18 protein-coding genes and 1 pseudogene are annotated in these 22438 nt (G+C 43.8%); 13 read left to right on the top strand and 6 right to left on the bottom strand.

Annotated features, from left to right (window positions below; all coding sequences use genetic code 11):
- Positions 1-674 precede the first annotated feature (674 nt).
- From H9625_RS14840 to H9625_RS14790, 11 genes and pseudogenes are all read left to right on the top strand, one after another.
- Positions 675-986 carry a hypothetical protein gene (locus H9625_RS14840; RefSeq protein WP_225226457.1) on the top strand — a complete coding sequence of 104 codons (312 nt, stop codon included), beginning with the start codon at positions 675-677 and terminating at the stop codon, positions 984-986.
- Positions 987-993: 7 nt separating this feature from the next.
- The gene (locus H9625_RS14835; protein ID WP_191765112.1) at positions 994-2130 is read left to right on the top strand and encodes a DUF4377 domain-containing protein; all 1137 of its coding nucleotides are present in this window, start codon (positions 994-996) and stop codon (positions 2128-2130) included.
- Between the two features lie 110 nt (positions 2131-2240).
- Positions 2241-3128, top strand: a pseudogene (locus tag H9625_RS14830) (helix-turn-helix domain-containing protein).
- Positions 3129-3280: 152 nt separating this feature from the next.
- Positions 3281-3748, top strand: coding sequence for a ribosome assembly cofactor RimP (gene rimP / locus H9625_RS14825; RefSeq protein ID WP_022039701.1), 468 nt, complete (start codon positions 3281-3283; stop codon positions 3746-3748).
- A gap of 5 nt (positions 3749-3753) precedes the next feature.
- On the top strand, positions 3754-5016 hold the full coding sequence (nusA, locus tag H9625_RS14820) for a transcription termination factor NusA (protein ID WP_087211028.1): 1263 nt from the start codon (positions 3754-3756) through the stop codon (positions 5014-5016).
- 142 nt (positions 5017-5158) lie between these two features.
- Positions 5159-8107 carry a translation initiation factor IF-2 gene (gene infB, locus H9625_RS14815; protein WP_022039703.1) on the top strand — a complete coding sequence of 983 codons (2949 nt, stop codon included), beginning with the start codon at positions 5159-5161 and terminating at the stop codon, positions 8105-8107.
- Between the two features lie 114 nt (positions 8108-8221).
- The gene (locus H9625_RS14810) at positions 8222-8722 is read left to right on the top strand and encodes a CvpA family protein (RefSeq protein WP_087211026.1); all 501 of its coding nucleotides are present in this window, start codon (positions 8222-8224) and stop codon (positions 8720-8722) included.
- Positions 8723-8725: 3 nt separating this feature from the next.
- Positions 8726-10177: a Fe-S cluster assembly protein SufB gene (gene sufB, locus H9625_RS14805; RefSeq protein ID WP_087211022.1), complete on the top strand. Its 1452-nt coding sequence runs from the start codon at positions 8726-8728 to the stop codon at positions 10175-10177.
- Positions 10178-10287: 110 nt separating this feature from the next.
- On the top strand, positions 10288-11040 hold the full coding sequence (gene sufC, locus H9625_RS14800) for a Fe-S cluster assembly ATPase SufC (protein ID WP_087211019.1): 753 nt from the start codon (positions 10288-10290) through the stop codon (positions 11038-11040).
- A gap of 4 nt (positions 11041-11044) precedes the next feature.
- Positions 11045-12388 carry a Fe-S cluster assembly protein SufD gene (gene sufD / locus H9625_RS14795; protein ID WP_191765110.1) on the top strand — a complete coding sequence of 448 codons (1344 nt, stop codon included), beginning with the start codon at positions 11045-11047 and terminating at the stop codon, positions 12386-12388.
- A 199-nt stretch (positions 12389-12587) separates the two neighbouring features.
- On the top strand, positions 12588-13802 hold the full coding sequence (locus tag H9625_RS14790) for an aminotransferase class V-fold PLP-dependent enzyme (RefSeq protein WP_087211014.1): 1215 nt from the start codon (positions 12588-12590) through the stop codon (positions 13800-13802).
- Here the strand turns inward: H9625_RS14790 and H9625_RS14785 are convergent.
- The gene (locus H9625_RS14785; RefSeq protein WP_022039709.1) at positions 13799-14401 is read right to left on the bottom strand and encodes a lysine exporter LysO family protein; all 603 of its coding nucleotides are present in this window, start codon (positions 14399-14401) and stop codon (positions 13799-13801) included. The genes H9625_RS14790 and H9625_RS14785 overlap by 4 nt on opposite strands.
- Positions 14398-14676 (bottom strand): LysO family transporter, encoded by a 279-nt coding sequence (locus tag H9625_RS14780; RefSeq protein ID WP_087211011.1) that lies wholly within the window; start codon positions 14674-14676, stop codon positions 14398-14400. The genes H9625_RS14785 and H9625_RS14780 overlap by 4 nt, the downstream gene beginning before the upstream one ends.
- A 294-nt stretch (positions 14677-14970) precedes the next feature.
- On the opposite strand from H9625_RS14780, the gene gpmI reads away from it, so the two are divergent.
- On the top strand, positions 14971-16485 hold the full coding sequence (gpmI, locus tag H9625_RS14775; RefSeq protein WP_022039711.1) for a 2,3-bisphosphoglycerate-independent phosphoglycerate mutase: 1515 nt from the start codon (positions 14971-14973) through the stop codon (positions 16483-16485).
- Positions 16486-16629: 144 nt separating this feature from the next.
- Complete coding sequence (locus H9625_RS14770; protein WP_087211037.1) at positions 16630-17211, top strand: DUF3109 family protein; 582 nt, start codon at positions 16630-16632, stop codon at positions 17209-17211.
- Positions 17212-17282: 71 nt separating this feature from the next.
- On the opposite strand, the gene H9625_RS14765 is transcribed toward H9625_RS14770, so the two are convergent.
- The 4 genes from H9625_RS14765 to mobV form a co-directional block, all read right to left on the bottom strand.
- Positions 17283-18611: a FimB/Mfa2 family fimbrial subunit gene (locus H9625_RS14765; RefSeq protein ID WP_191765108.1), complete on the bottom strand. Its 1329-nt coding sequence runs from the start codon at positions 18609-18611 to the stop codon at positions 17283-17285.
- Between the two features lie 284 nt (positions 18612-18895).
- Positions 18896-19921: a TIR domain-containing protein gene (locus H9625_RS14760; protein WP_191765106.1), complete on the bottom strand. Its 1026-nt coding sequence runs from the start codon at positions 19919-19921 to the stop codon at positions 18896-18898.
- A gap of 1 nt (position 19922) precedes the next feature.
- Positions 19923-21098 carry a S1C family serine protease gene (locus H9625_RS14755; protein ID WP_191765104.1) on the bottom strand — a complete coding sequence of 392 codons (1176 nt, stop codon included), beginning with the start codon at positions 21096-21098 and terminating at the stop codon, positions 19923-19925.
- Positions 21099-21414: 316 nt separating this feature from the next.
- Positions 21415-22438 (bottom strand): MobV family relaxase (gene mobV, locus H9625_RS14750; RefSeq protein WP_191765102.1); only part of this gene is annotated, 1024 nt, incomplete at its 5' end.

The following is a 22438-nucleotide window of genomic DNA, read 5'->3' as shown; positions in this document are numbered from 1 at the left end:
CTTCCTCCGCCCTTTCCGCTACGCTCCAAGGACGGAGGAAGGCGGTGGCGGAGTTGCACTTCTAACTTGACGGTGGGTGAAGCAAGAAGATAATAGCAGCAACCTTTTATTAAAAGATATGCACTGATAAAACCAATGCGCCTTGCTCATCGTACATTCTTGACTATTGGCTCGCATAAAGCAGGAACTAATTTCGTGTTTCAGGGAAAAAACTTTTGAAAATAGGAGATTATCGTAAAAATCTTCTATCTTTGTATTCGGGTAGAACCAACTCTTTCCCAAAACATGCGAGAAAAAGAAGAAACGTTATGCGCATCAAGTATTTGGAAACATAGGAAATTTTCAAATTGCATATTCAGATGGCATGGTGGTTCTGACGCTATAGCGTGGGCTGCTATAACTACATCTGTATACAAGGTTTCCTACGACCTCCAAGTAAAGACGTGGCATAGTTGGCTCACGTTTCCTGTAATACAAATGAAAATTCTTAGGAAGTCAACAAGAATTTTATAACGATGAAGATGAAAAACATTTTAAGAAAACTCCCGACATTCATCGGTGTCTGTATACTGATGATTCTGACAAGCTGTACTACATCTAAATCCGTCGTCTCACAAGGTGTCAATTTATCTAAGTATAAATACGTAGCGGTTATAGACGATGATACGTACAGAATGCCCCCCGAACTTGTACAATATCAGATACAATTATACGATGCTGTCGAACAGTCGGGGTTAACATTGATAAACCAATATCGCATTAACGAACTGACACAGAGTGAGCAGTCGGCGTTATTGCTGGCGACATTCGGTGTCGCTGTAAGCCAAGAAGAAACCGTAATCACGGTCAACTTCATCGACTTCAACACCGACCGCCCTTTAGTTTCCTGCCGAGGTGCTTATACCACGTTAGGAATAAGTCACGATGCCGACATCAAAGGTGCTCTTAAACGTGTGGGTGAACAGATTTCAAAAACCTTTAAATAAACAAGTCGTGACAATCAAGAATCTTTCTTTCGTTTTATTGACGGTCCTAAGTTTTATATGGGGCGGTTGTGACAATGAAGATACTTCAGGAGACAGTTATGCGGATATCATCATGCAGGTATCCGAAACAACGGTTTGGGAGTCCGTATGGGGAAGTAATGTTCCAATGGAATACATGCTTGTAAAGGAGCCGTCTGATACGGAATGGCAGCGTCTTGTCATGGGCAGCATCGAAGGCTTTGAATACGTGCAAGGACATGCCTACGAATTGAAAGTGCGCAAAACCACTCTCGCCAATCCACCGCAGGACGGGATGAATTGCACTTATCGGCTGATTGAAATACTAAGCGATACACAACCGGACACACCTGTCACGCCCGAAGAATGGCCCGAAGAAGCAAAGTTCAAGCTTAAAATGGTGCAACTGACTCCGTTTATGTATTTAGATACACCGCTGGCGGCACCCTTCGACTTGTTGACATTCAGAATACTCGACCATCGGGATGAATACACTCCCTTTGGCAATCCGGAGTTCCTGCAATACTATGATTCGATTGTGATGTCGTCTCCGGTCATGCCTGACACCTATCCTATTCTTCAACGGGAAAAAGGTGATAGTGGAACGTCTGAAAGCTACACATCGCAATGGAGCTCGTATTTTTTCGAGAAAAGCGATTTCCTGATATCGCTTAAAGGATACAAGGATGGCGAGGTGAAGTATGAATATACAATTGAACAGATTATGCGTGAAAGGGATTTTCTCGGTATAGATTGGGAAAGAGGAAGTATTGCGGTTGCCAACCCACAGACTCACACCATTTATTGTGTACTTGATACCCGTTATGAGTTTCTGTTGACCAACACCCAACAGCGCAACAATACCCCTTTCGTGGAAATCAGGGTAGCGGCCGCATCCCATCTTACTGATGCCGAAAATCTTCAAAGGCAGGAAGACGGGCTGCGTTGGCTGCTGACAAAATATTTGGAAAAAACATCCGAGACAACCGCCAGTTTCAAGACATTGCCCGAAGATGCCAGCATCGTGGAAACTTACGACAATGATACTACACGTGTAGCGCTTCTTCATTTCGAGGGTGATGACTTTCATGAAGAATGTTATTATCTGATCGCCGAACCGAAATAACATCTAAAGCCCTTATGTTTTTGATGGTGATATTGCAAGAGATTGTAAGATAGGAATTACAAAATAATTTTGTATATTCGGCACGTAAAACAACTTTAGATATTTCTGCCATGATACGATTGAAAGACGGATTTGACGGTGAAAGGGCGTTGGTGCTTCCGCAGCTCATTACCCAGTTTATGGAAAAAGACCCGTTGCTCGCCGCCCTCCATATTACTGATATCGGTTATTACCCGAAGGCAAGTCATCACTTTAGGGAACGGACAACTCCTATCAATCAGTTTGTATTCATTTAGTGTATAGATGGAGCGGGTTGGTACCGTGTTAACGGATATACTTACGAGGTGCACGAAAACCAGTATTTTATACTTCCGGCAGGAATGCCACATGCCTATGGGGCAGACGAGGGTAATCCATGGACGATTTATTGGATTCATTTCAAGGGAACTTTGGCTTCTTGTTATGCTAAAAATGCTGCGCAGCCTATGGAAATTTTGCCCGAGAAACATTCGCGCATCAATAATCGCATCAACTTGTTTGAGGAGATTTTTCTTACACTGAAGTCGGGCTATAGCAACGAGAATCTGTATTATGCATCTTCGCTTTTTCATCATTATTTAGGCTCGTTGCGTTATGTCCAACAATACCGTGCGGCTTATGGTGGGCGGACAGATGATGAAGGACTTGTTGATGTGACTATACATTATATGAAAGAGAATCTGGAAAAACGGCTTACACTTCAGGAGCTGACGGCGCAAAGTGGTTATTCGGCTTCACATTTCTCGATGTTATTCAAACGGAAGACAGGACACAGTGTGTTGGAGTATTTCAACTTGATGAAGATACAGGAGGCCTGTTTCTTGCTTGACTCGACTGACATGAAGGTCAATCAGATCTGTTACAAGGTAGGCATAGATGATGCCTATTACTTTTCGCGTCTGTTCAACAAGATTATGGGCATGTCGCCTTATGCTTACCGGAAAGCCAAGAAGGGATAAGGCAGGAATCCAGCTGTGTTAAATTGAATTAAAAATGAAATAATTATTCTTATATTTTGTAGTGCGTCAGATTATTTGTATCTTTGCAGGCGAGATGAAAAAGAAGGTGGAGGGGCGGTAAGGCTCCTTTTTTTATTCACTATTAATATTGCATGATAGACAAACAAGCAGTGACCCGTATAGTTGAAGAATGGCTGGACGGGAAAGATTATTTTCTGGTAGATGTCTCTGTAAGCCCAGATGACAAAATCGTAGTAGAAATAGACCATGCCGAAGGGGTGTGGATTGACGATTGTGTAGAGTTGAGCCGGTTTATCGAGTCGCGGCTGAACCGGGAAGAAGAGGATTATGAACTGGAGGTCGGTTCGGCAGGTATCGGACAGCCTTTTAAAGTGTTGAAACAATACTTGATGCATATCGGTAAAGAGGTAGAGGTGATGGATGCTGCCGGCAAGAAATGGACCGGTATCCTGAAAGCAGCCGACGAAGCTGGTTTTACGATTGCGATAAAAGTGAAGGTGAAGCCGGAAGGGGCGAAACGTCCGCGGCTGGAGGAACAGGACAAGGCTTTTGCATACGATGAGATAAAATACACCAAATACTTAATTAGCTTTAAATAGATGTTATGGCGAAGAAAGAACCTGCAGTCAGTTTGATTGACACGTTTTCGGAATTTAAGGAGTTGAAAAACATAGACCGCACCACGATGGTAAGCGTGCTGGAAGAGTCGTTCCGCAGCGTGATAGCCAAGATGTTCGGTTCGGATGAGAATTACGATGTAATTGTGAATCCCGATAAAGGGGATTTCGAGATATGGCGCAACCGTGAGGTGGTGGCAGATGAAGACTTGACCGACCCTAACCGACAGATAGCACTGAGTGAAGCACGGCAGATAGATGCTTCGTATGAAGTGGGTGAGGAAGTGACCGATGAGGTAATCTTCGAGAAGTTTGGGCGGCGTGCCATCCTGAACCTGCGGCAAACGCTCGCTTCGAAGATATTGGAGCTGGAGAAAGATAGCTTGTATAACAAGTATATCGACCGTGTAGGTACGGTGATGGCTGCCGAGGTATACCAGATATGGAAGAAGGAAATCTTGCTGTTGGACGATGAAGGGAACGAATTGTTGCTGCCGCGTACCGAACAGATACCGGGTGATTTTTACCGTAAAGGTGAAACGGTACGTGCCGTAGTAGCACGGGTGGACAACAAGAACAATAACCCGAAAATCATTTTGAGCCGTACCTCGCCGATGTTCCTGCAGCGGTTGTTCGAACAGGAAGTGCCTGAAATAGCAGACGGGTTGATTACTATCCGGCGTATAGCGCGTATTCCCGGCGAACGGGCAAAGATTGCAGTAGAGTCATACGATGATCGTATCGATCCGGTAGGTGCGTGTGTGGGAGTAAAAGGTTCGCGTATTCACGGTATAGTGCGTGAGTTGCAGGGCGAGAACATTGATGTTATCAATTACACGGCCAACTTGCAGCTGTTTATCCAGCGTGCACTGAGCCCTGCCAAGGTGTCGAGCATCGTGATGCACGAAGAAGAGAAGAAGGCAGAAGTGTACCTGAAACCGGAAGAAGTATCACTGGCTATCGGTAAGGGAGGTATGAACATCAAGCTGGCAAGTATGCTGACCGAATACACGATAGACGTATACCGCGAGGTGGAAGAAGGTACAGTAGATGAGGATATCTATCTTGACGAATTCAAGGATGAGATAGACGAATGGGTGATAAATGCTATTAAAGGCATTGGCATCGATACAGCCAAGGGTGTGCTGAACGCTCCGCGTGAGATGTTGATTGAGAAAGCCGACTTGGAAGAGAATACGGTAGACGATGTCTTGAGAATACTGAAGGCAGAGTTTGAAGGCAACCAGTAACGTTTGCCATTTACCATTTACAATTTACAATTTGTCTTTATTACAGTGCGCAGAATTGTACATCTGTAAATGGTCCCGAAATGGTAGACTGCAAACGGTGAATGCCCGAATGGTAAATTGTAAATGGTAAATTGTAAAGGGAATGATGATAAGACTGAATAAAGTAACAAGAGATTTGAATGTGGGGATAGCTACAGCGGTCGACTTCTTGCAACGGAAGGGATATGCTGTGGAAGCGAATCCGAATGCGAAAATAACCGATGAACAATATGCTGCACTCGTAAAAGAATTCAGCAAAGACAAGGATTTGAAGATAGAGTCGGAAAAAATATTTCAGGAACGCCAGAATAAAGAGCGTAGTAAGGCTTCTGTTTCGATAGAAGACCTGCACGGGGGAAAGGCACAGCCTGAAATGATAGAAATAGAAGTGCCAGAGGAAAGCCGTCCACGCTTCAAGCCCGTAGGAAAGATTGATTTGGACAGTCTGCGTACTGGAAAGAAGTCTGCAGGCGGACAGGCAAGCGCAAAAGAAAAGGATGCAAAGGTTTCTTCTGCTTCAGGAAAAGAACAGCAGGCAGATACGGAAGTGAAACCTGTACAACCGCAGGCGGAGCCTGAAGTAACGGAAACGGGGACGGCTCCCCGACCGGCAGCACAGCCGGATGAAAAGCCGGAACAACCAGAACAAGAAAAAGCTGAGGAACAGAAACCGGAGCCGATGGAAGAAAAGAAAGAAACAATAGAGGCACAGAATGTGCAGGGTAAGACAGAAGACGGGATATTCAAGATACGTCCTACCGAGTTCAAGTCGAAAATCAATGTAGTGGGACAGATTGATCTTGCTACGCTGAATCAGTCGACTCGCCCGAAGAAAAAAACAAAAGAAGAAAAACGTAAGGAACGGGAGGAAAAAGACCGCCAGCGGCAAGAGCAACGCCGGCAGATGAAAGATGCCATTATTAAGGAAATACGGAAAACCGATGAAAAAACTGAAAAAGCAGGAGATGGTGATAACACGGCAAACAGTAAGAAGAAACGTAACCGTATAGGAAAAGAACGTGTGGACATCAATACAGCTGCAAGTCAGGTTTCGCGGGGTGGAGAAAGTAGTGGAAAATCGGGAAAGAATGCCCAAGGGGGCGGCAAGCATGCCAAAGACCGTTTTAAGAAAGCCGTAGCAAAACCTGAAGTGAGTGACGAGGATGTAGCAAAACAGGTGAAAGAAACCTTGGCACGCCTGACCAGCAAGGGAAAGAATAAGGCTGCCAAGTACCGGAAAGAAAAACGTGAAATCATACAGAACCGCCAGCTGGAGCAGGAAGAACAGCAGGAAGAGGAAAGCAAAGTGTTGAAGCTGACCGAGTTTGTGACAGCTAATGAACTGGCGAACATGATGAACGTGCCGGTAACACAAGTCATTTCTACGTGTATGAGCGTGGGTATCATGGTATCTATCAACCAGCGTCTGGATGCAGAAACCATAAATCTGGTGGCGGAAGAATTTGGCTTTAAGACAGAATATGTAAGTGCAGAAGTGGCACAGGCGGTTGAGGAAGAAGCTGATGCAGAAGAAGACCTACAGCCTCGGGCACCGATTGTAACGGTAATGGGTCACGTAGACCACGGAAAAACTTCGTTGCTCGACTATATCCGTAAAGCGAATGTGATAGCTGGTGAGGCTGGAGGTATCACACAGCACATTGGTGCTTATAACGTGAAGCTGGAGGACGGGCGCCACATTACTTTTCTGGATACTCCGGGACACGAAGCATTTACGGCTATGCGTGCCCGCGGTGCAAAAGTAACAGATGTGGTGATTGTCATTGTTGCAGCAGATGATAACGTGATGCCGCAGACCAAGGAAGCCATCAATCATGCGATGGCGGCAGGCGTGCCCATTGTGTTTGCCATCAACAAGATAGACAAGCCCAATGCCAACCCTGATAAGATAAAGGAAGAGCTGGCGCAGATGAACTTCCTGATAGAAGAATGGGGAGGCAAGTACCAGTCGCAGGATATTTCGGCCAAGAAAGGTACGGGTGTGAAAGAACTTTTGGAAAAGGTATTGCTGGAAGCCGAGATGCTTGACTTGAAAGCGAACCCGAACCGTAAAGCTACAGGCTCTATCATTGAATCTTCGCTGGATAAAGGACGTGGTTATGTAGCTACGGTACTGGTATCGAACGGTACGCTTCACGTAGGTGATATCGTGCTGGCTGGAAAATATTATGGCAAGGTGAAGGCTATGTTCAACGAGCGTGGCCAACGCATGAAAGAGGCCGGTCCGTCGGAGCCTGTATTGATTTTGGGATTGAATGGTGCTCCGGCAGCGGGTGATACATTCCATGTATTTGATAGTGAACAGGAAGCACGTGAGATTGCCAATAAGCGTGAACAGTTGCAACGCGAACAGGGATTGCGTACCCAGAAGATGCTGACACTGGATGAGGTAGGGCGCCGTCTGGCATTAGGTGATTTCCATGAACTGAACATCATTGTGAAAGGTGACGTGGACGGTTCGGTAGAGGCATTGAGCGATTCACTTATCAAACTTTCTACTCCACAGATACAGGTAAATGTCATTCATAAGGGCGTAGGACAGATTTCGGAGTCGGATGTATCGCTTGCTGCAGCTTCGAACGCCATTATCGTGGGATTCCAGGTGCGTCCTTCGGGCAGTGCGGCAAAGCTTGCCGAGCAGGAAGGTGTAGATATCCGCAAATATTCCATCATCTACGATGCTATCGAAGAGGTGAAGGCTGCAATGGAAGGTATGCTTGCTCCTACGGTGAAAGAACAGGTTACTGCCACTATCGAAGTACGTGAGGTATTCAATATCAGCAAAGTGGGTATGGTAGCCGGTGCAATGGTAAAGACCGGCAAAGTGAAACGTACCGACAAGGCACGTCTGATCCGTGACGGTATCGTGATTTATACAGGAAACATCAATGCCTTGAAACGCTTTAAGGATGATGTGAAGGAGGTGGGTACCAACTTCGAGTGTGGTATCAGTCTTACGAACTGCAACGATATCAAGGTGGGTGATGTGATAGAAACCTACGAAGAAGTGGAAGTAAAACAAACGTTGTAATCAATGAATAACTAACAGTGGACTATGAATAACGGAACTATGTTTGTCTCACCGTTATTCATAGTTCACTGTTAGTTATTCATTGTTAAGTATTAATTAATTATTAATTAGGAAGTGTCTTCGCTGGATTGGTTAATAACGGCAATAGTGGCAATGGGGGCGGCGGTAGGTTTTTGGAAAGGTGCCATCCGTCAATTGGCTTCCATCGTAGGGCTTTTGGCTGGCTTGTTGCTGGCGCGTGCTCTGTTTGTGGCCGTAGGTGACCGGCTAGGCGAAGCGTTAGGTACCTCGGTGGCACTGGCACGTGGCTTGGCTTTCGTGCTTATCGGTGTAGGGGTGCCTTTGTGTTTTCTGATACTTGGCTCGTTGCTCACCCGGCTTGCCGAAGGGCTTCGGTTGGGATTCGTAAACCGGTGTCTGGGAGCAGGGTTGGGAGGCTTGAAATTTGTATTGCTGCTAAGTATTGTGCTTCGTATCCTTGCATTTGCCGATGGTGAAGATTATTTAATCGGCCGAACCACAAAGGAACAATCGTTGTTCTATATTCCGGTGAAGGATGTGTCGGGCTATTTCTACCCGGCAATGAAAGATATGACTAATCATTTAACCGACTGAACTATGCAGTTAGAACCCAATAAATATGTAAAAGAACTGACCCGTGAGAAGTATAAATATGGCTTCACTACGGACATTCATACCGATATTATCGATCGTGGGCTGGACGAAAATGTGGTAAGGCTTATCTCGGCAAAAAAGAACGAGCCTGAATGGTTGCTCAATTTCCGCCTGAAAGCTTACCGCCACTGGCTGACAATGGATATGCCCACCTGGGCACATCTTACGATTCCTGATATCGACTACCAGGCTATATCGTATTATGCCGACCCTACACGTAAGAAAGAGGGTCCGAAGAGTCTTGATGATGTAGACCCCGAACTGTTGAAAACATTCAATAAGCTGGGGATTCCGTTGGAAGAACAGCTTGCATTAAGTGGTATGGCGGTAGATGCGGTGATGGATTCGGTGTCGGTAAAGACTACCTTTAAGGAAACATTGATGGAGAAAGGCATTATCTTTTGCTCTATCAGTGAAGCGGTACGCGAACATCCTGACTTGGTAAAGAAATACTTAGGTTCGGTAGTAGGGTATCGTGACAATTTCTTTGCAGCTCTCAATTCGGCAGTGTTTAGTGACGGTTCGTTTGTTTATATTCCTAAAGGTGTCCGGTGTCCGATGGAACTTTCTACTTATTTCCGTATTAATGCTGCTGGTACCGGACAGTTCGAACGGACACTTATTGTGGCAGATGATGACAGTTATGTGTCGTATTTGGAAGGATGTACGGCTCCGATGCGTGACGAGAATCAGCTTCATGCAGCTATTGTGGAAATTGTGGTGCTTGACCGTGCTGAAGTGAAATACTCTACAGTGCAGAACTGGTATCCCGGTGATGCCGAGGGTAAGGGAGGGGTATATAACTTTGTTACCAAGCGGGGCATTTGTAAAGGTGAAGGCAGTAAGTTATCATGGACGCAGGTAGAAACCGGTTCTGCCATTACTTGGAAATATCCCAGCTGTATTCTGAGCGGTGACAACTCGACTGCCGAATTTTATTCAGTGGCGGTTACGAACAATTACCAGCAGGCAGATACGGGAACGAAAATGATTCATCTGGGACGTAACACTCGTTCTACCATCGTCAGCAAGGGCATCAGTGCCGGACGAAGTCAGAACTCTTATCGTGGACTGGTGCGTGTGGCTGAACGGGCGGATGGTGCGCGCAACTATAGCCAGTGCGATTCACTCTTGTTGGGTAGCGAGTGTGGTGCACATACATTTCCCTACATGGATATCCATAACGAGACGGCAGTGGTAGAACACGAAGCTACTACTTCGAAAATATCAGAAGATCAGCTTTTTTATTGTAACCAACGTGGTATTTCTACCGAAGACGCAGTCGGTTTGATTGTGAACGGATATGCTAAAGAAGTGTTGAACAAGCTCCCGATGGAGTTTGCCGTGGAAGCGCAAAAGCTGCTTTCGGTTTCGTTGGAGGGAAGCGTAGGATAATGAAGAATTAAGAATGAAGAATGATGAATTAAATATGCAATGAGGGATGGGGGATGAGGAATCTGTTGATTCTTCATTCTTCATTCTTCATTCTTAATTTATAAAAGTTTATGTTAGAAATAAAAGATTTACATGCCTCGATTAACGGCAAAGAGATATTAAAAGGAATCAACCTGAGTGTGAAGACTGGCGAAGTGCATGCCATTATGGGACCGAACGGTTCGGGAAAGAGTACGCTGAGTAATGTATTAGTAGGACATCCGGCATACGAGGTGACTCGCGGTTCGGTCACTTTCGACGGGAAAGACCTTTTGGCTATGAGTCCGGAAGACCGGAGCCATGAAGGATTGTTCTTATCGTTCCAGTATCCAGTAGAGATTCCGGGAGTGAGCATGGTGAACTTTATGCGCACGGCAGTAAACGAGCAACGGAAGTATAAGGGGCTTCCTGCACTGACGGCAAGTGAATTCCTGAAACTGATGCGCCAGAAGCGCGAGGTAGTGGAATTGGACAGCAAGTTGGCAAACCGTTCGGTGAACGAAGGCTTTTCGGGTGGTGAGAAGAAGCGGAACGAAATCTTCCAGATGGCTATGTTGGAACCGAAGCTGAGCATTTTGGATGAAACAGATTCGGGGCTGGATATCGATGCATTGCGCATTGTGGCAGAAGGTGTGAACAAATTGAAGACACCGGAAACCAGTTGCATTGTCATTACCCATTACCAACGTTTGCTGGATTATATCAAGCCAGATATAGTACATGTGCTTTATAAAGGACGCATAGTGAAAACGGCTGGACCTGAATTGGCACTGGAACTGGAAGAAAAAGGATACGACTGGATCAAGAAAGAATTGGGAGAGTAAGTGTATGAAAGCGGAACAACAGTATATCGACCTTTTTACGCAGTATGAGGCACTTCTCTGCCGTAACAGTGCTGAGGCGATGAATGCCCCGCGTGCCAAGGCTTTTGCCGATTTCGAACGCTTGGGCTTTCCTACGCGTAAAGAGGAGGATTATAAATATACGGAGGTGGGGAAGTATTTTGCTCCCGACTTCGGGTTGAATCTGAACAGGTTGGAATTTCCTGTCAACCCGTATGAAGTGTTCAAGTGTGATGTGCCGAATATGAGTACTTCGCTTTATTTCGTAGTCAATGACACGTTTGATAAGCATGTGCATCCTTCGGCTCAATTGCCCGAAGGAGTATTGTTCGGTAGCTTGAAGGAGATGGCCAGACTCTATCCGGACCTGATAAAGTCGTATTATGGAAAGCTTGCCGATACATCGCAAGACGGGTTGACCGCGTTCAACACGATGTTTGCACAAGACGGTGTGCTGATGTATGTCCCGAGTGGCGTGGTGATGGAACGGCCTGTCCAGTTGGTAAATATCCTGCGTGCCGATGTTGATTTTATGGTGAACCGCCGTTTATTGGTTATCGTAGAAAAAGATGCGCAGGCGAAGCTGCTGGTATGCGACCATGCAATGGATAATGTGAACTTCCTTTCCACGCAAGTGACGGAAGTTTTTGTGGGGGAGAATGCTGTATTCGACCTTTATGAGTTGGAAGAAACTCACAACAGTACGGTGCGTTTCAATCAGTTGTTTGTCGATCAGCAGGCAGGAAGTAATGTCTTGCTGAATGGCATTACGTTGCATAATGGAACTACCCGGAATACTACCCGTGTGACACTATCGGGAGAGAGAGCCGAGGTGAACCTTTGTGGTATGGCAATAGCCGACAAGAACGAACAGGTAGATAACAATACTTTTATCGACCATAAAGTGCCTGGTTGTACAAGCAACGAGCTTTTTAAGTATGTGCTCGATGACCAGGCGACAGGTGCTTTTGCCGGAAAAGTATTGGTTCGTCCAGGTGCTCAGCATACGTCTTCGCAACAGACCAACCGAAATTTATGTGCTACCCGTGAAGCACGGATGTACACGCAGCCTCAGCTGGAAATTTATGCCGATGATGTGAAGTGCTCGCACGGTGCTACGGTAGGTCAGCTTGACGAGAATGCATTGTTTTACATGCAACAGCGTGGCATCCCCCTGAAGGAAGCCCGTCTATTGCTGATGTTTGCCTTTGTGGGTGAAGTTATCGACTGTATCCGGATGGAGGCATTGAAAGACCGTCTGCACCGTCTGGTAGAAAAGCGTTTCCGTGGCGAACTGAACAAGTGCCAGGGATGTGCGATATGTAAATGAGTTTTTGAGTTTTTAGGTTTATAAGTTCTTAAGTTGATGTGGTTAAAAGATTTGAGAATTAAAGAACTTAAAAACTCATTTCCAATCAGCACACGCGAACGAACGCATCAAGGCTAGAAAACTTTTTGGAGAAATTCAAAACAGTTTCTTGCTTTATTGGAACATTTAAAACAGGCTCTTAAAAACTCAAAATCTGAATATGTACGACATAACAAAAATCAGAGAAGACTTTCCGATACTTTCACGAACGGTGTACGGCAAACCGCTGGTCTATCTGGACAATGGGGCTACTACGCAAAAGCCTCGGTGTGTAGTGGAGTCGATAACCGATGAATACTATTCGGTGAATGCCAATGTACACCGTGGAGTGCATTTCCTTTCGCAGCAGGCAACTAACCTGCACGAGGCTTCACGCGAAACGGTACGTAAGTTTATCAATGCGCGCAGTATTTCTGAAATTGTTTTTACACGGGGGACGACAGAGAGCATCAATTTAGTGGCTTCCACCTTTGCCGATAGCCAGATGAAAGAAGGTGACGAAGTGATAGTCTCGGTAATGGAACATCACAGCAATATCGTATCGTGGCAATTACAGGCAGCACGTAAGGGAATCGTCTTGAAAGTGATTCCGATGAATGAACGTGGCGAACTGTCGCTGGCTGAATATGAGAAACTTTTCACGCCGCGTACCCGTATTGTGTCGGTTGCTCATGTGTCGAATGTACTGGGTACTATTAACCCGGTCAGTGAATTAGTTCGGATAGCTCATGCTCACAATGTTCCTGTGTTGATAGACGGAGCCCAAAGTATTCCCCATATCCCGGTAGATGTACAGGCACTGGATGCCGATTTTTATGTGTTCAGTGGGCATAAGGTATACGGTCCTACGGGTATTGGCGTGCTTTATGGTAAAGAGGCTTGGCTGGATAAGTTGCCGCCCTATCAGGGAGGAGGCGAAATGATTAAGAACGTAAGTTTCGAAAAAACCACATTCAATGAGCTTCCTTTTAAGTTCGAGGCGGGTACTCCCGATTATATTGGCAGTACGGCATTGGCAAAAGCTCTTGACTATGTATCAGCAATTGGGATGGAACAGATAGAGGCTTACGAACACGGACTGACGCAGTATGCCATGCAGCGCCTGAAAGAGGTGCGGGGGATGCGTATCTTTGGCGAGGCTGCACAGAAAAGTTCAGTTATATCCTTTTTGGTTGGCAATATCCATCATTTTGATATGGGCACCTTGCTCGATCGTTTGGGTATTGCTGTTCGTACGGGACATCATTGTGCCGAACCTTTGATGCATCGTTTGGGTATTGAAGGTACTGTACGTGCATCTTTCGCGCTATATAATACAAAGGAGGAAATCGATGTGCTGGTCGCAGGCATAGAGCGGGTAGCGAAGATGTTTTAAATCGAACAGAAAAAAGTCACCAGAAACGGTACGCTGAAATCTGTTATAAAACCATGGAAGATGGATACTACGGCAAACTGCTGTCCTGCACATTGAGTAATGACAGGCAGGGTGGTGTCTGCCGTGGTGGCTCCTCCGGCTGATATGGGTGCCAGATTGCCAAACCAGCGAACCAGTAGTGGTGCGCACAGCAGTGTGAGAATTTCGCGCAAAATGTTCGATAAGAGGGCGATGGTGCCCAGTTCCGGACCTTTATATTCGGTAATGAAGATACTCGACAGCGAGTAATAACCGAATCCGGCACCTACTGCCATGCAGTCGGCTGCACTGCGGTGTGGAAGCAGCAAGCTTACCAGTGCCGTGGCAGAAAGAGTGCCAAAGATGGTCATTATGGGAAGAAATGCCAGACGAGGATTCAGACTACGGAAATTATTCAGCGTCTGTGGATCATTGCCGATGCTTAGTCCTACACTGAACATCAGGGCACACAACGTGTAAAAACTAATGTCAGTCTTAGCCAAAGAAACAGGGATGATATGGAATAATCCACATAAACATCCCAATGCGAAAAAGCCCACAATAATCAAACTTCCTTTCATGCCTCTCTTCTTTTTCGTTTGTATACAGATTTCCACAACGCCCAGGCTGCCAGGCAGCTTCCGATAACGGCAGTTATGGTGATAGCTAATGCTTCCAGGCCTAATGTGGCAACCCCCTCGATAATTTGCCGGTTTTCCCCGACTTCGATGCCCAATAAAAACAACAAGATCCAGATAAGTACCGTGATAATCTGGTGTATTCCAGTAAGTTGCCGCCTGCGTAGCAAAAAGCCGATACACATTCCTCCCAACATAAGTCCGATTACTGTAAACATATCTTTCGATTTTTATCGGCAAAGGTAAAGAAAACTTTGTCAATGACAATGGATAATGGACGATTGACAGGGTAAATGCATCTAATTTGTGCAGATTATCCGATATTGAAAAACATTTGTGGGAATACGGATTACCATTCTGACCGCTATCGGGATTACATTAGGCGTGCCCATTAGGCGTGCCCTTGTGTTTCTAAACGATTTTTCATTTAAAAAAGTATGTTATAAGGAAGAGATTTTGTAATTTTGCGTGTTGTAAAACAGGATATATCAACTTTTAAACAAAATAAGATTATGGCTAAGAAAGCTCTTTTAATGATTTTGGACGGTTGGGGTTGTGGAGACCACAAGAAAGACGATGTGATTTTCAATACCCCTACTCCGTATTGGGACAGCCTGTTGGCTACGTATCCACACTCCCAGCTTCAGGCAAGTGGTGAAAACGTGGGTTTACCAGATGGGCAGATGGGCAACTCGGAAGTAGGTCATCTGAATATCGGTGCGGGTCGTATTGTGTATCAGGACCTGGTGAAAATCAACCGCGCATGTGCCGACGGTAGCATTCTGAAGAATCCGGAAATCGTGTCTGCATTCTCTTATGCTAAAGAACAGGGCAAGAATATCCATTTTATGGGATTGACTTCGAACGGCGGGGTACATTCTTCGCTGGAGCATCTCTTTAAATTGTGTGATATCGCCAAAGAATATGGTTTGGAAAATACGTTCATCCATTGCTTCATGGATGGCCGTGATACCGACCCCAAGAGCGGTAAAGGATTTATCGAACAACTGACTGCACATTGTGCCCAGTCGGCTGGTAAAATTGCTTCTATCGTAGGACGTTTTTATGCTATGGACCGTGATAAACGTTGGAACCGTGTGAAGGAAGCCTACGATTTGCTGGTAGAAGGCAAAGGTAAGCAGGCTACGGATATGGTGCAGGCAATGCAGGAATCGTATGACGAAGGTGTGACTGACGAATTCATCAAACCGATTAACAATGCCAATTTCGATGGTACCATCAAAGAGGGGGATGTGGTGATATTCTTCAATTACCGTAACGACCGCGCGAAAGAGTTGACCGTAGTATTGACCCAGCAGGATATGCCGGAAGAAGGCATGAAAACTATTCCAGGTTTGCAGTATTACTGCATGACGCCGTATGATGCTTCGTTCAAAGGGGTTCATATCATCTTCCCGAAAGAAAACGTGGCAGATACGCTGGGTGAATATCTGTCGAAGAATGGTAAAAAGCAGCTCCACATAGCTGAGACTGAAAAATATGCGCATGTTACTTTCTTCTTTAATGGTGGACGCGAGGCTCCGTTTGATGGGGAAGACCGTATCTTGGTTCCGTCACCGAAGGTGGCTACTTACGACCTGAAACCGGAAATGAGCGCTTACGAGGTGAAAGACAAGCTGGTGGAAGCAATTAATACACAGCAATACGATTTTATCGTAGTGAACTATGCCAACGGTGATATGGTAGGACATACGGGAGTTTACGAAGCTATCGAGAAGGCTGTAGTGGCTATTGATAACTGTGTACGCGATACAGTGGAAGCTGCTAAGGCAAATGATTACGAGGTTATCATCATTGCCGACCATGGTAATGCCGACCATGCCTTGAACGAAGACGGTACACCGAACACAGCCCATTCGCTGAATCCGGTTCCGTTTGTATATGTGACGGCAAACAAGGATGCTCAGGTGGCAAATGGTGTACTGGCAGATGTGGCTCCGTCTATTTTACATATCATGGGGATGCCACAACCTGCAGACATGACAGGAAAAGATTTGATTAAATAATCTGAGAAAGACAATTGACAAGGGTATCAGTTGATAAGATGGCAAAGCTTTTGAGGAGTTAGAATTCTTGAAGCCTTGTTGTCGTATCAATTGATACCTTCTTATTTAAAAAGGAACTTTGTTTATAAATCACCAAAAGATATGATGATTGAAGTTGGAGATGTCGTAGTTTCATCTGACATCTTTACCGGGAAGTTTTTTTGTGACTTAGATGCCTGCAAAGGTGTATGCTGTATTGAGGGCGATGCTGGAGCTCCGGTAGAATTGGAGGAAGTGGAGAAACTGGAAGAAGTGTTGCCGGTGGTATGGGAAGACTTGTCACCCGAGGCGCGGGAGATAATCGACAGGCAAGGAGTGGTATATACTGATCAGGAAGGTGACTTGGTGACTTCTATCGTGAACGGGAAAGATTGTGTATTCACTTGTCACGATGAGAAGGGATATTGCTATTGTGCTATAGAAAAAGCTTTTCGTGAAGGACGTTGCGCTTTTTACAAACCGATATCGTGTCACCTCTATCCGGTCCGCCTTGGCAAGTGCGGACCTTACACGGCATTAAATTATCATCGTTGGGATATTTGCAAGGCTGCTGTAGTGTTGGGCGAAAAGAAAGACGTGGCGGTTTATCAGTTCTTGAAAGAACCTCTTATCCGCCGGTTCGGTGAAGACTGGTATGCTGAACTGGAACTGGTGGCAGAAGAATTGCGGAAATATGCCGGTAAATGAGTAGACAAGATATCAGTTGCCTGCTGTTTAAAAACATTTCAACTGATATCTTGTCTTGTTATTTTGACTTGTTACCTGACTGTCAGGTGTACAGTTTTTACGGGACGGAGGTAATAGGTACGTTTGGAGCCGACTTTTGATATGCTTGAACTCCAGAAAGCAAAACTTGACTGGCAATCATTACATAGGTATCGGTCTTCATCATCTTCATTGCCATAGAAGGGTGCCAGCCCGTTATCTTGCAGCAATTGGTTTAAATCGAGGTCTCTATATTGAGCGATAAAGTTTTTGGCTTCTTCCTTAGTGAATACCCGCCAGCCATCGATACCGCTTATTTCGTAATCCGCCAGGATTTCTTCTCCTTTGTCTGCCTGTGTTTCCCATTGTTCAGGGGCAATAAGAAAGGCTTCGCATTCAGTGTCGGAAATTTCGGTTATTTTCCATACAAAGAAATTTTCCCAAATACTTTCTTCTTCTTCGGGTAATGTTGATACATAATAAGTATCTGCATTTCCTGTAATTGTGCCAGGATTTTCTTCTGTATCATCGGGATTATCGGGGATGGTTTCGCTTATGCCGAACTCTACGCCTACCAATGGGTGCCAGCCTTCGGCTTGAAATTCTCCGTTCAGCGTGATTCCGTCTTTATAATTGCCGGTAAACTGGTATGGATATCCGGCTAGCAGTGCTGATTGGTAAGTGTAGCCGTAGGTTTTATTTCCTTCAGGTTGGTCTATCTGTACAGACAGGTGGGTAGACGAGCTTTCATGAGGAAGGATATAAACGGTTTCGCTCATCCATTGGTTACCTTCTTTTGCGCAAGGTATGGTACATGATTGCTGGTCGTTTTTGTATGCATTATTGAAGGCGATGCCTGAACTGACTGGAGATATGTCTATACTGACGTTGGTGGCTTCTTCGGGTACGTCATTGATAACAAAACTGACAGAAGCTACAGCGTATGACAGGGTCATTTGTACTGTTGTTGATTTTGTCAGGTTTATTTGGGCTTGTGCTATCTGGATGGGAGCTTTGGCAAAATTAGATTCCTTGATGCTGATGTAACTTTCGGGAGTGATGTCGAGTGGCATGAAGTATTCGTCTTCCGTGATGCCGGATAGCAGAATAATGGTGTATTTCCCTTCTGCAATGCTTTTGCTATATGATGCGGATTTATCGGCGATGATGTCTTGCTGGATGCATTTACCTTCTTCATTAAACAGGTAAACAGTGAGGGGGTAATGAATAGGGGCGTTGTTGTCGCTTCGGGTGACCACTTGTACGGTGTGGGGGACGTTTTCGATGGTTTCACCCGTCTCTTCTTCAAGCTGATACTCTCCACAGGCGCAAGTTAGCCACGTCAGGAGAAGAGGTAGATAGAAATGTTTAGTGTAACTCATATTAATTAAGGTATATGTTTTTTCTATCTATAACGCAAGTTTCTCGGTTTGTGTATGTTTGATCTGCAAAAAAATTTCCGTAAATCTGTATAAGGAATATACCTCTTTGAAATCAAGAGAGTTAGAAGAATTGCCTCGTTTTGAGGTAATGAGTTGGCAACCGTCCTAATTGCCGCAGTCTGCATCGCTTTGCTTGTTCGGGAAACTCTTAACAATGCAAATATACGAATATAATACGAGATAATCTTGAAATCGGAACTTTATTCATAATCACAATTGATAATTTAGATTATTAGCTCTCGCTTCACGTCCTCTCTGAATGCCATATAAGCACCTAACACATTATTCGAATATTTGATAACATCAGTTTCGTCATTGTCTATTTTGTTATAGTATTCGCGAATATTCTCGTCGTTATCATCATCAGGATATGGTATTTCTCGTTTACGATATTCTTGTGTCATTAAAATGTCTTTTAACTGCTCTTGAGAATATACTTTTTCTGGTTCTTCATACTCCCAACACTTGGTATTATAGGCAATACAAATCCGGCATGTCAATGTTTTTAAATCATCTAAAGCTTTTGCCAATTTAGAAAAGCTTTCATTGAGATGAGAATTAATAAATTTATTTTGAGGATAGTCTTGAAAGTATTGTATATAATCCCAGCACTTTTCATACCATCGAAAGAATCTTCCAGAAGAACGGAAATCTGTGATACCATTGATAAACTCTTCTTCAGAAGCAAAAGACATCATTTTATTGAAAATCTCAATGTCATGTTTTTTATAGTCATAACCGTTCTCTTTAATTATTATATTATCGTAATTAGATACAATATCATATAATAAATCGGTAAGATGTAATGACAAAACAGATTTCTTTTCACCATCTTTTTTACGGTACTTTACTATTCTATGTGTAGAAATATCAAAAGGTAAAGATTCAATATTGCCGTATGCTTCATTACATACACATATTATTCTTTCCCAACCAAGTGAACGCACGGCAAATCCTAATTCAAACATAACATTTGGATTAGGAAGAGCACGATATCGGTTATTTCCTATTTCAAGGATATATACTGGAGTTACATCACAAATAAAAATATCAGATTTTGCTATTTTTGTTAAAATTGCATCTGGAATATCAGGTGTTCCGATAGAACCTCTTGAGTCCTCAAGAAGCTTTATTTCGACCTTCATTTTTGCAAATGCAGAATTAATTTTATCTCTTATATATCCTCGGTTAGCATAACCTCCTATATAAGATTGCCAAGAATAAAAAACTGAAAAACAGGGATATGTCATGTCATTTTGAGCATTTTATCATATAAACAAATGTCTTAAGTTTTTTGACTTTATCTGGTAAAGTCTTTTCTGAGATGCTATTAGTCATTGGTATAATTGCGGATGATAGAGAACTCTCAATCAAATTTTGTAGATATAATGTTTTAACTGCATAGCCAACGTTTTCAGCATCTTTATGTTTAGCACTGACAATTCCTATTACATTGCCATTCTTGTCAAATAAAGGACCACCACTATTACCAGGTTGAATAGGTGCAGATATTTGATATAATGCAATATCTCCTTGAAAACCTGTCTTGGAGCTAATAACACCTGTGGTTAACTTAATCTCATCTCCCATGGTTGAAGTTAGCGGATACCCTAAAACAAAGATTTCCTCACCGACCTCTGATATAGCAGATGAAATTGAATATGGAATTATTCCGAAACCCTTAAACGTTGGATCAGTTACTTTCAAAAGTGCTAAATCATTAATTTTATCAGTACCTACGATTGAAGTATTGTATTGTATGTTAAAATTTCCATTTACACCTTGTATTGTTATCGAATTTGCTCCTTCAATTACATGATAATTGGTCACAATATAACCATCTTTAAGGGCAAATCCAGTTCCAGACCATTGGTTAAACGATTCCTGTGACTTATCTTGTTTTTGACTATTTGCATACATTTCAGGTGTTGGATAAGTTTTAATAAAAGAACATTTATAATTTACTTTAAATCCAGCTTGATAATTTTTTCCTAAATCATAGCGTAGTTGTCTATCAGGAATGGAATAATTTACATCAAACAATGTATTTTCGTGTAAAACAAAACGTTTGGAATCTGTTATATTACTACCAGACCAAAATATATTATAATTGTATATAGGAGTGCTTCCAATCTTTTTAATTGTAACTTGCTCATTTTTAAAGACCCTAAAAATACCAGTTCTATCTTTATATATTACCATTGTTATATTTGTCGTTTCTGAAGGAAATTTTCTGAATGCATTTTCTCCCCATTGCTCAATATTTACATCATATACTCCCTCTATTGGGTCAAGATTCTGTGTATTATTCGCAAAGTAAGACATTAATTCTTCCACGTTTCGTGGAGATATTTGCGCATATAATTTTGTCGTTGTTACAAGCATTGACACTATAATAATAGTGTAATAATAAAATTTCTTTCTCATACAATATTTTTTAATTTAATAAATCAACACAAAGCGTGAACTGTATGCCACACTCTTACTTGAAGGTCGTAGGAAACCATAGATGCAGATGTAACAATAGCAGCCCACGCTATAGCGTGAGAACCACTATGCTATCCTTGCATCTAATTTGAAAATTTCCTACGTTTTCAAGTACAAGATAAGCATAACGCTTCTTTTTATTAACATGTCTTAGACAGAGTTAGCTCCATCCGAATACAAAGATAGAGGATTTTTGTGATAATCCCCTATCTTCTAATACTTTTATTTGCTTTCGGAATGGATTTCTGAGTTCATCCTATATTTTCAGCCCCTTATCCTGCTTTGTAGGTGCAATCCCCAAACAGTTTCTCCATTCATTTGCTTTCTGCCTGAACCATTGCACAAGTGGTATATCATTTACGCATATGTGATAGTGTCCTTTTCTGCTTTTGTCCTCTTCAAACGAGAATGCTGCATTTTCGTCACGGAACTTTCGGTTGAACTCAGGAGAATAGAAATCTCCTTTCAACCTTACCTTCTTCAACTTACACAGCTCTTGGATTACTCTTTCAGAGAATCTCAAGGTGTTTCGGCAGAAGTCAATCAACGGCAATAACTTATCCACGTAAGGAAAGTATCGCTGTATCTTGTCCATATACTCGTTGAACTTGGTACGTTCGTCTCTATGTTCAAGTTCCATAGTCTTGATATGCTGTATCAATTCTTCGTTCTGACTTTCAAGGGTGAATATTCGTTGCTGTAATTCTTCCCTTTCTGCTTTCAGCTTTCCGCTGCCCAAAAGAGAACCGACCTTTGCCACAAGTGCCGCTTTCGCCTCGGTCTTGGCAGCTTCCAACTTCTCCGACTTGATTTCCTTTCGCACTTCATCAAGTCGCTGTTCCGCCTGTTGCTGTTCGGTCTGTAACTGCCGCACGTTGGCTTCAAGCTCTCCCGTCTGCCGTTTCAGGTCACGGTAGTATTGGGCGGTAGTGGTGTGTCGTGCTTCCGAACCCCGTATGCCACGCTGCAATCCGTACTTCGCCATCGCTGCGGCGTAGCTGTCGTGGTAAACGACAAGCCTTTCACGGGTCAGGAGGTCATCGGCACACAAACGCACGGTATTGGCTTTCTTGCGGTAGGAGCGTTTACCTTCCGTCTGCTTTTTCTTGGCTTTCCTGCGTTCTCCTGTTACTATCGGTACGACCGTGGCATGAATGTGCGGTGTGTGCTCATCCATGTGTAGGACTGCCGAAACTGTATTTCCCTTGCCGAAGGTATAGTGCAGCCATTGCAGGTTGTCATCACACCATTCGTCAAGTCTGCCCTCGTCCTGTATTTTC

Source organism: Phocaeicola intestinalis, from assembly GCF_014837065.1.
Lineage (GTDB): Bacteria > Bacteroidota > Bacteroidia > Bacteroidales > Bacteroidaceae > Phocaeicola > Phocaeicola intestinalis.
Note: the sequence above shows the minus strand (reverse complement) of the source record. Positions and strands in the feature narration are given on the sequence as shown.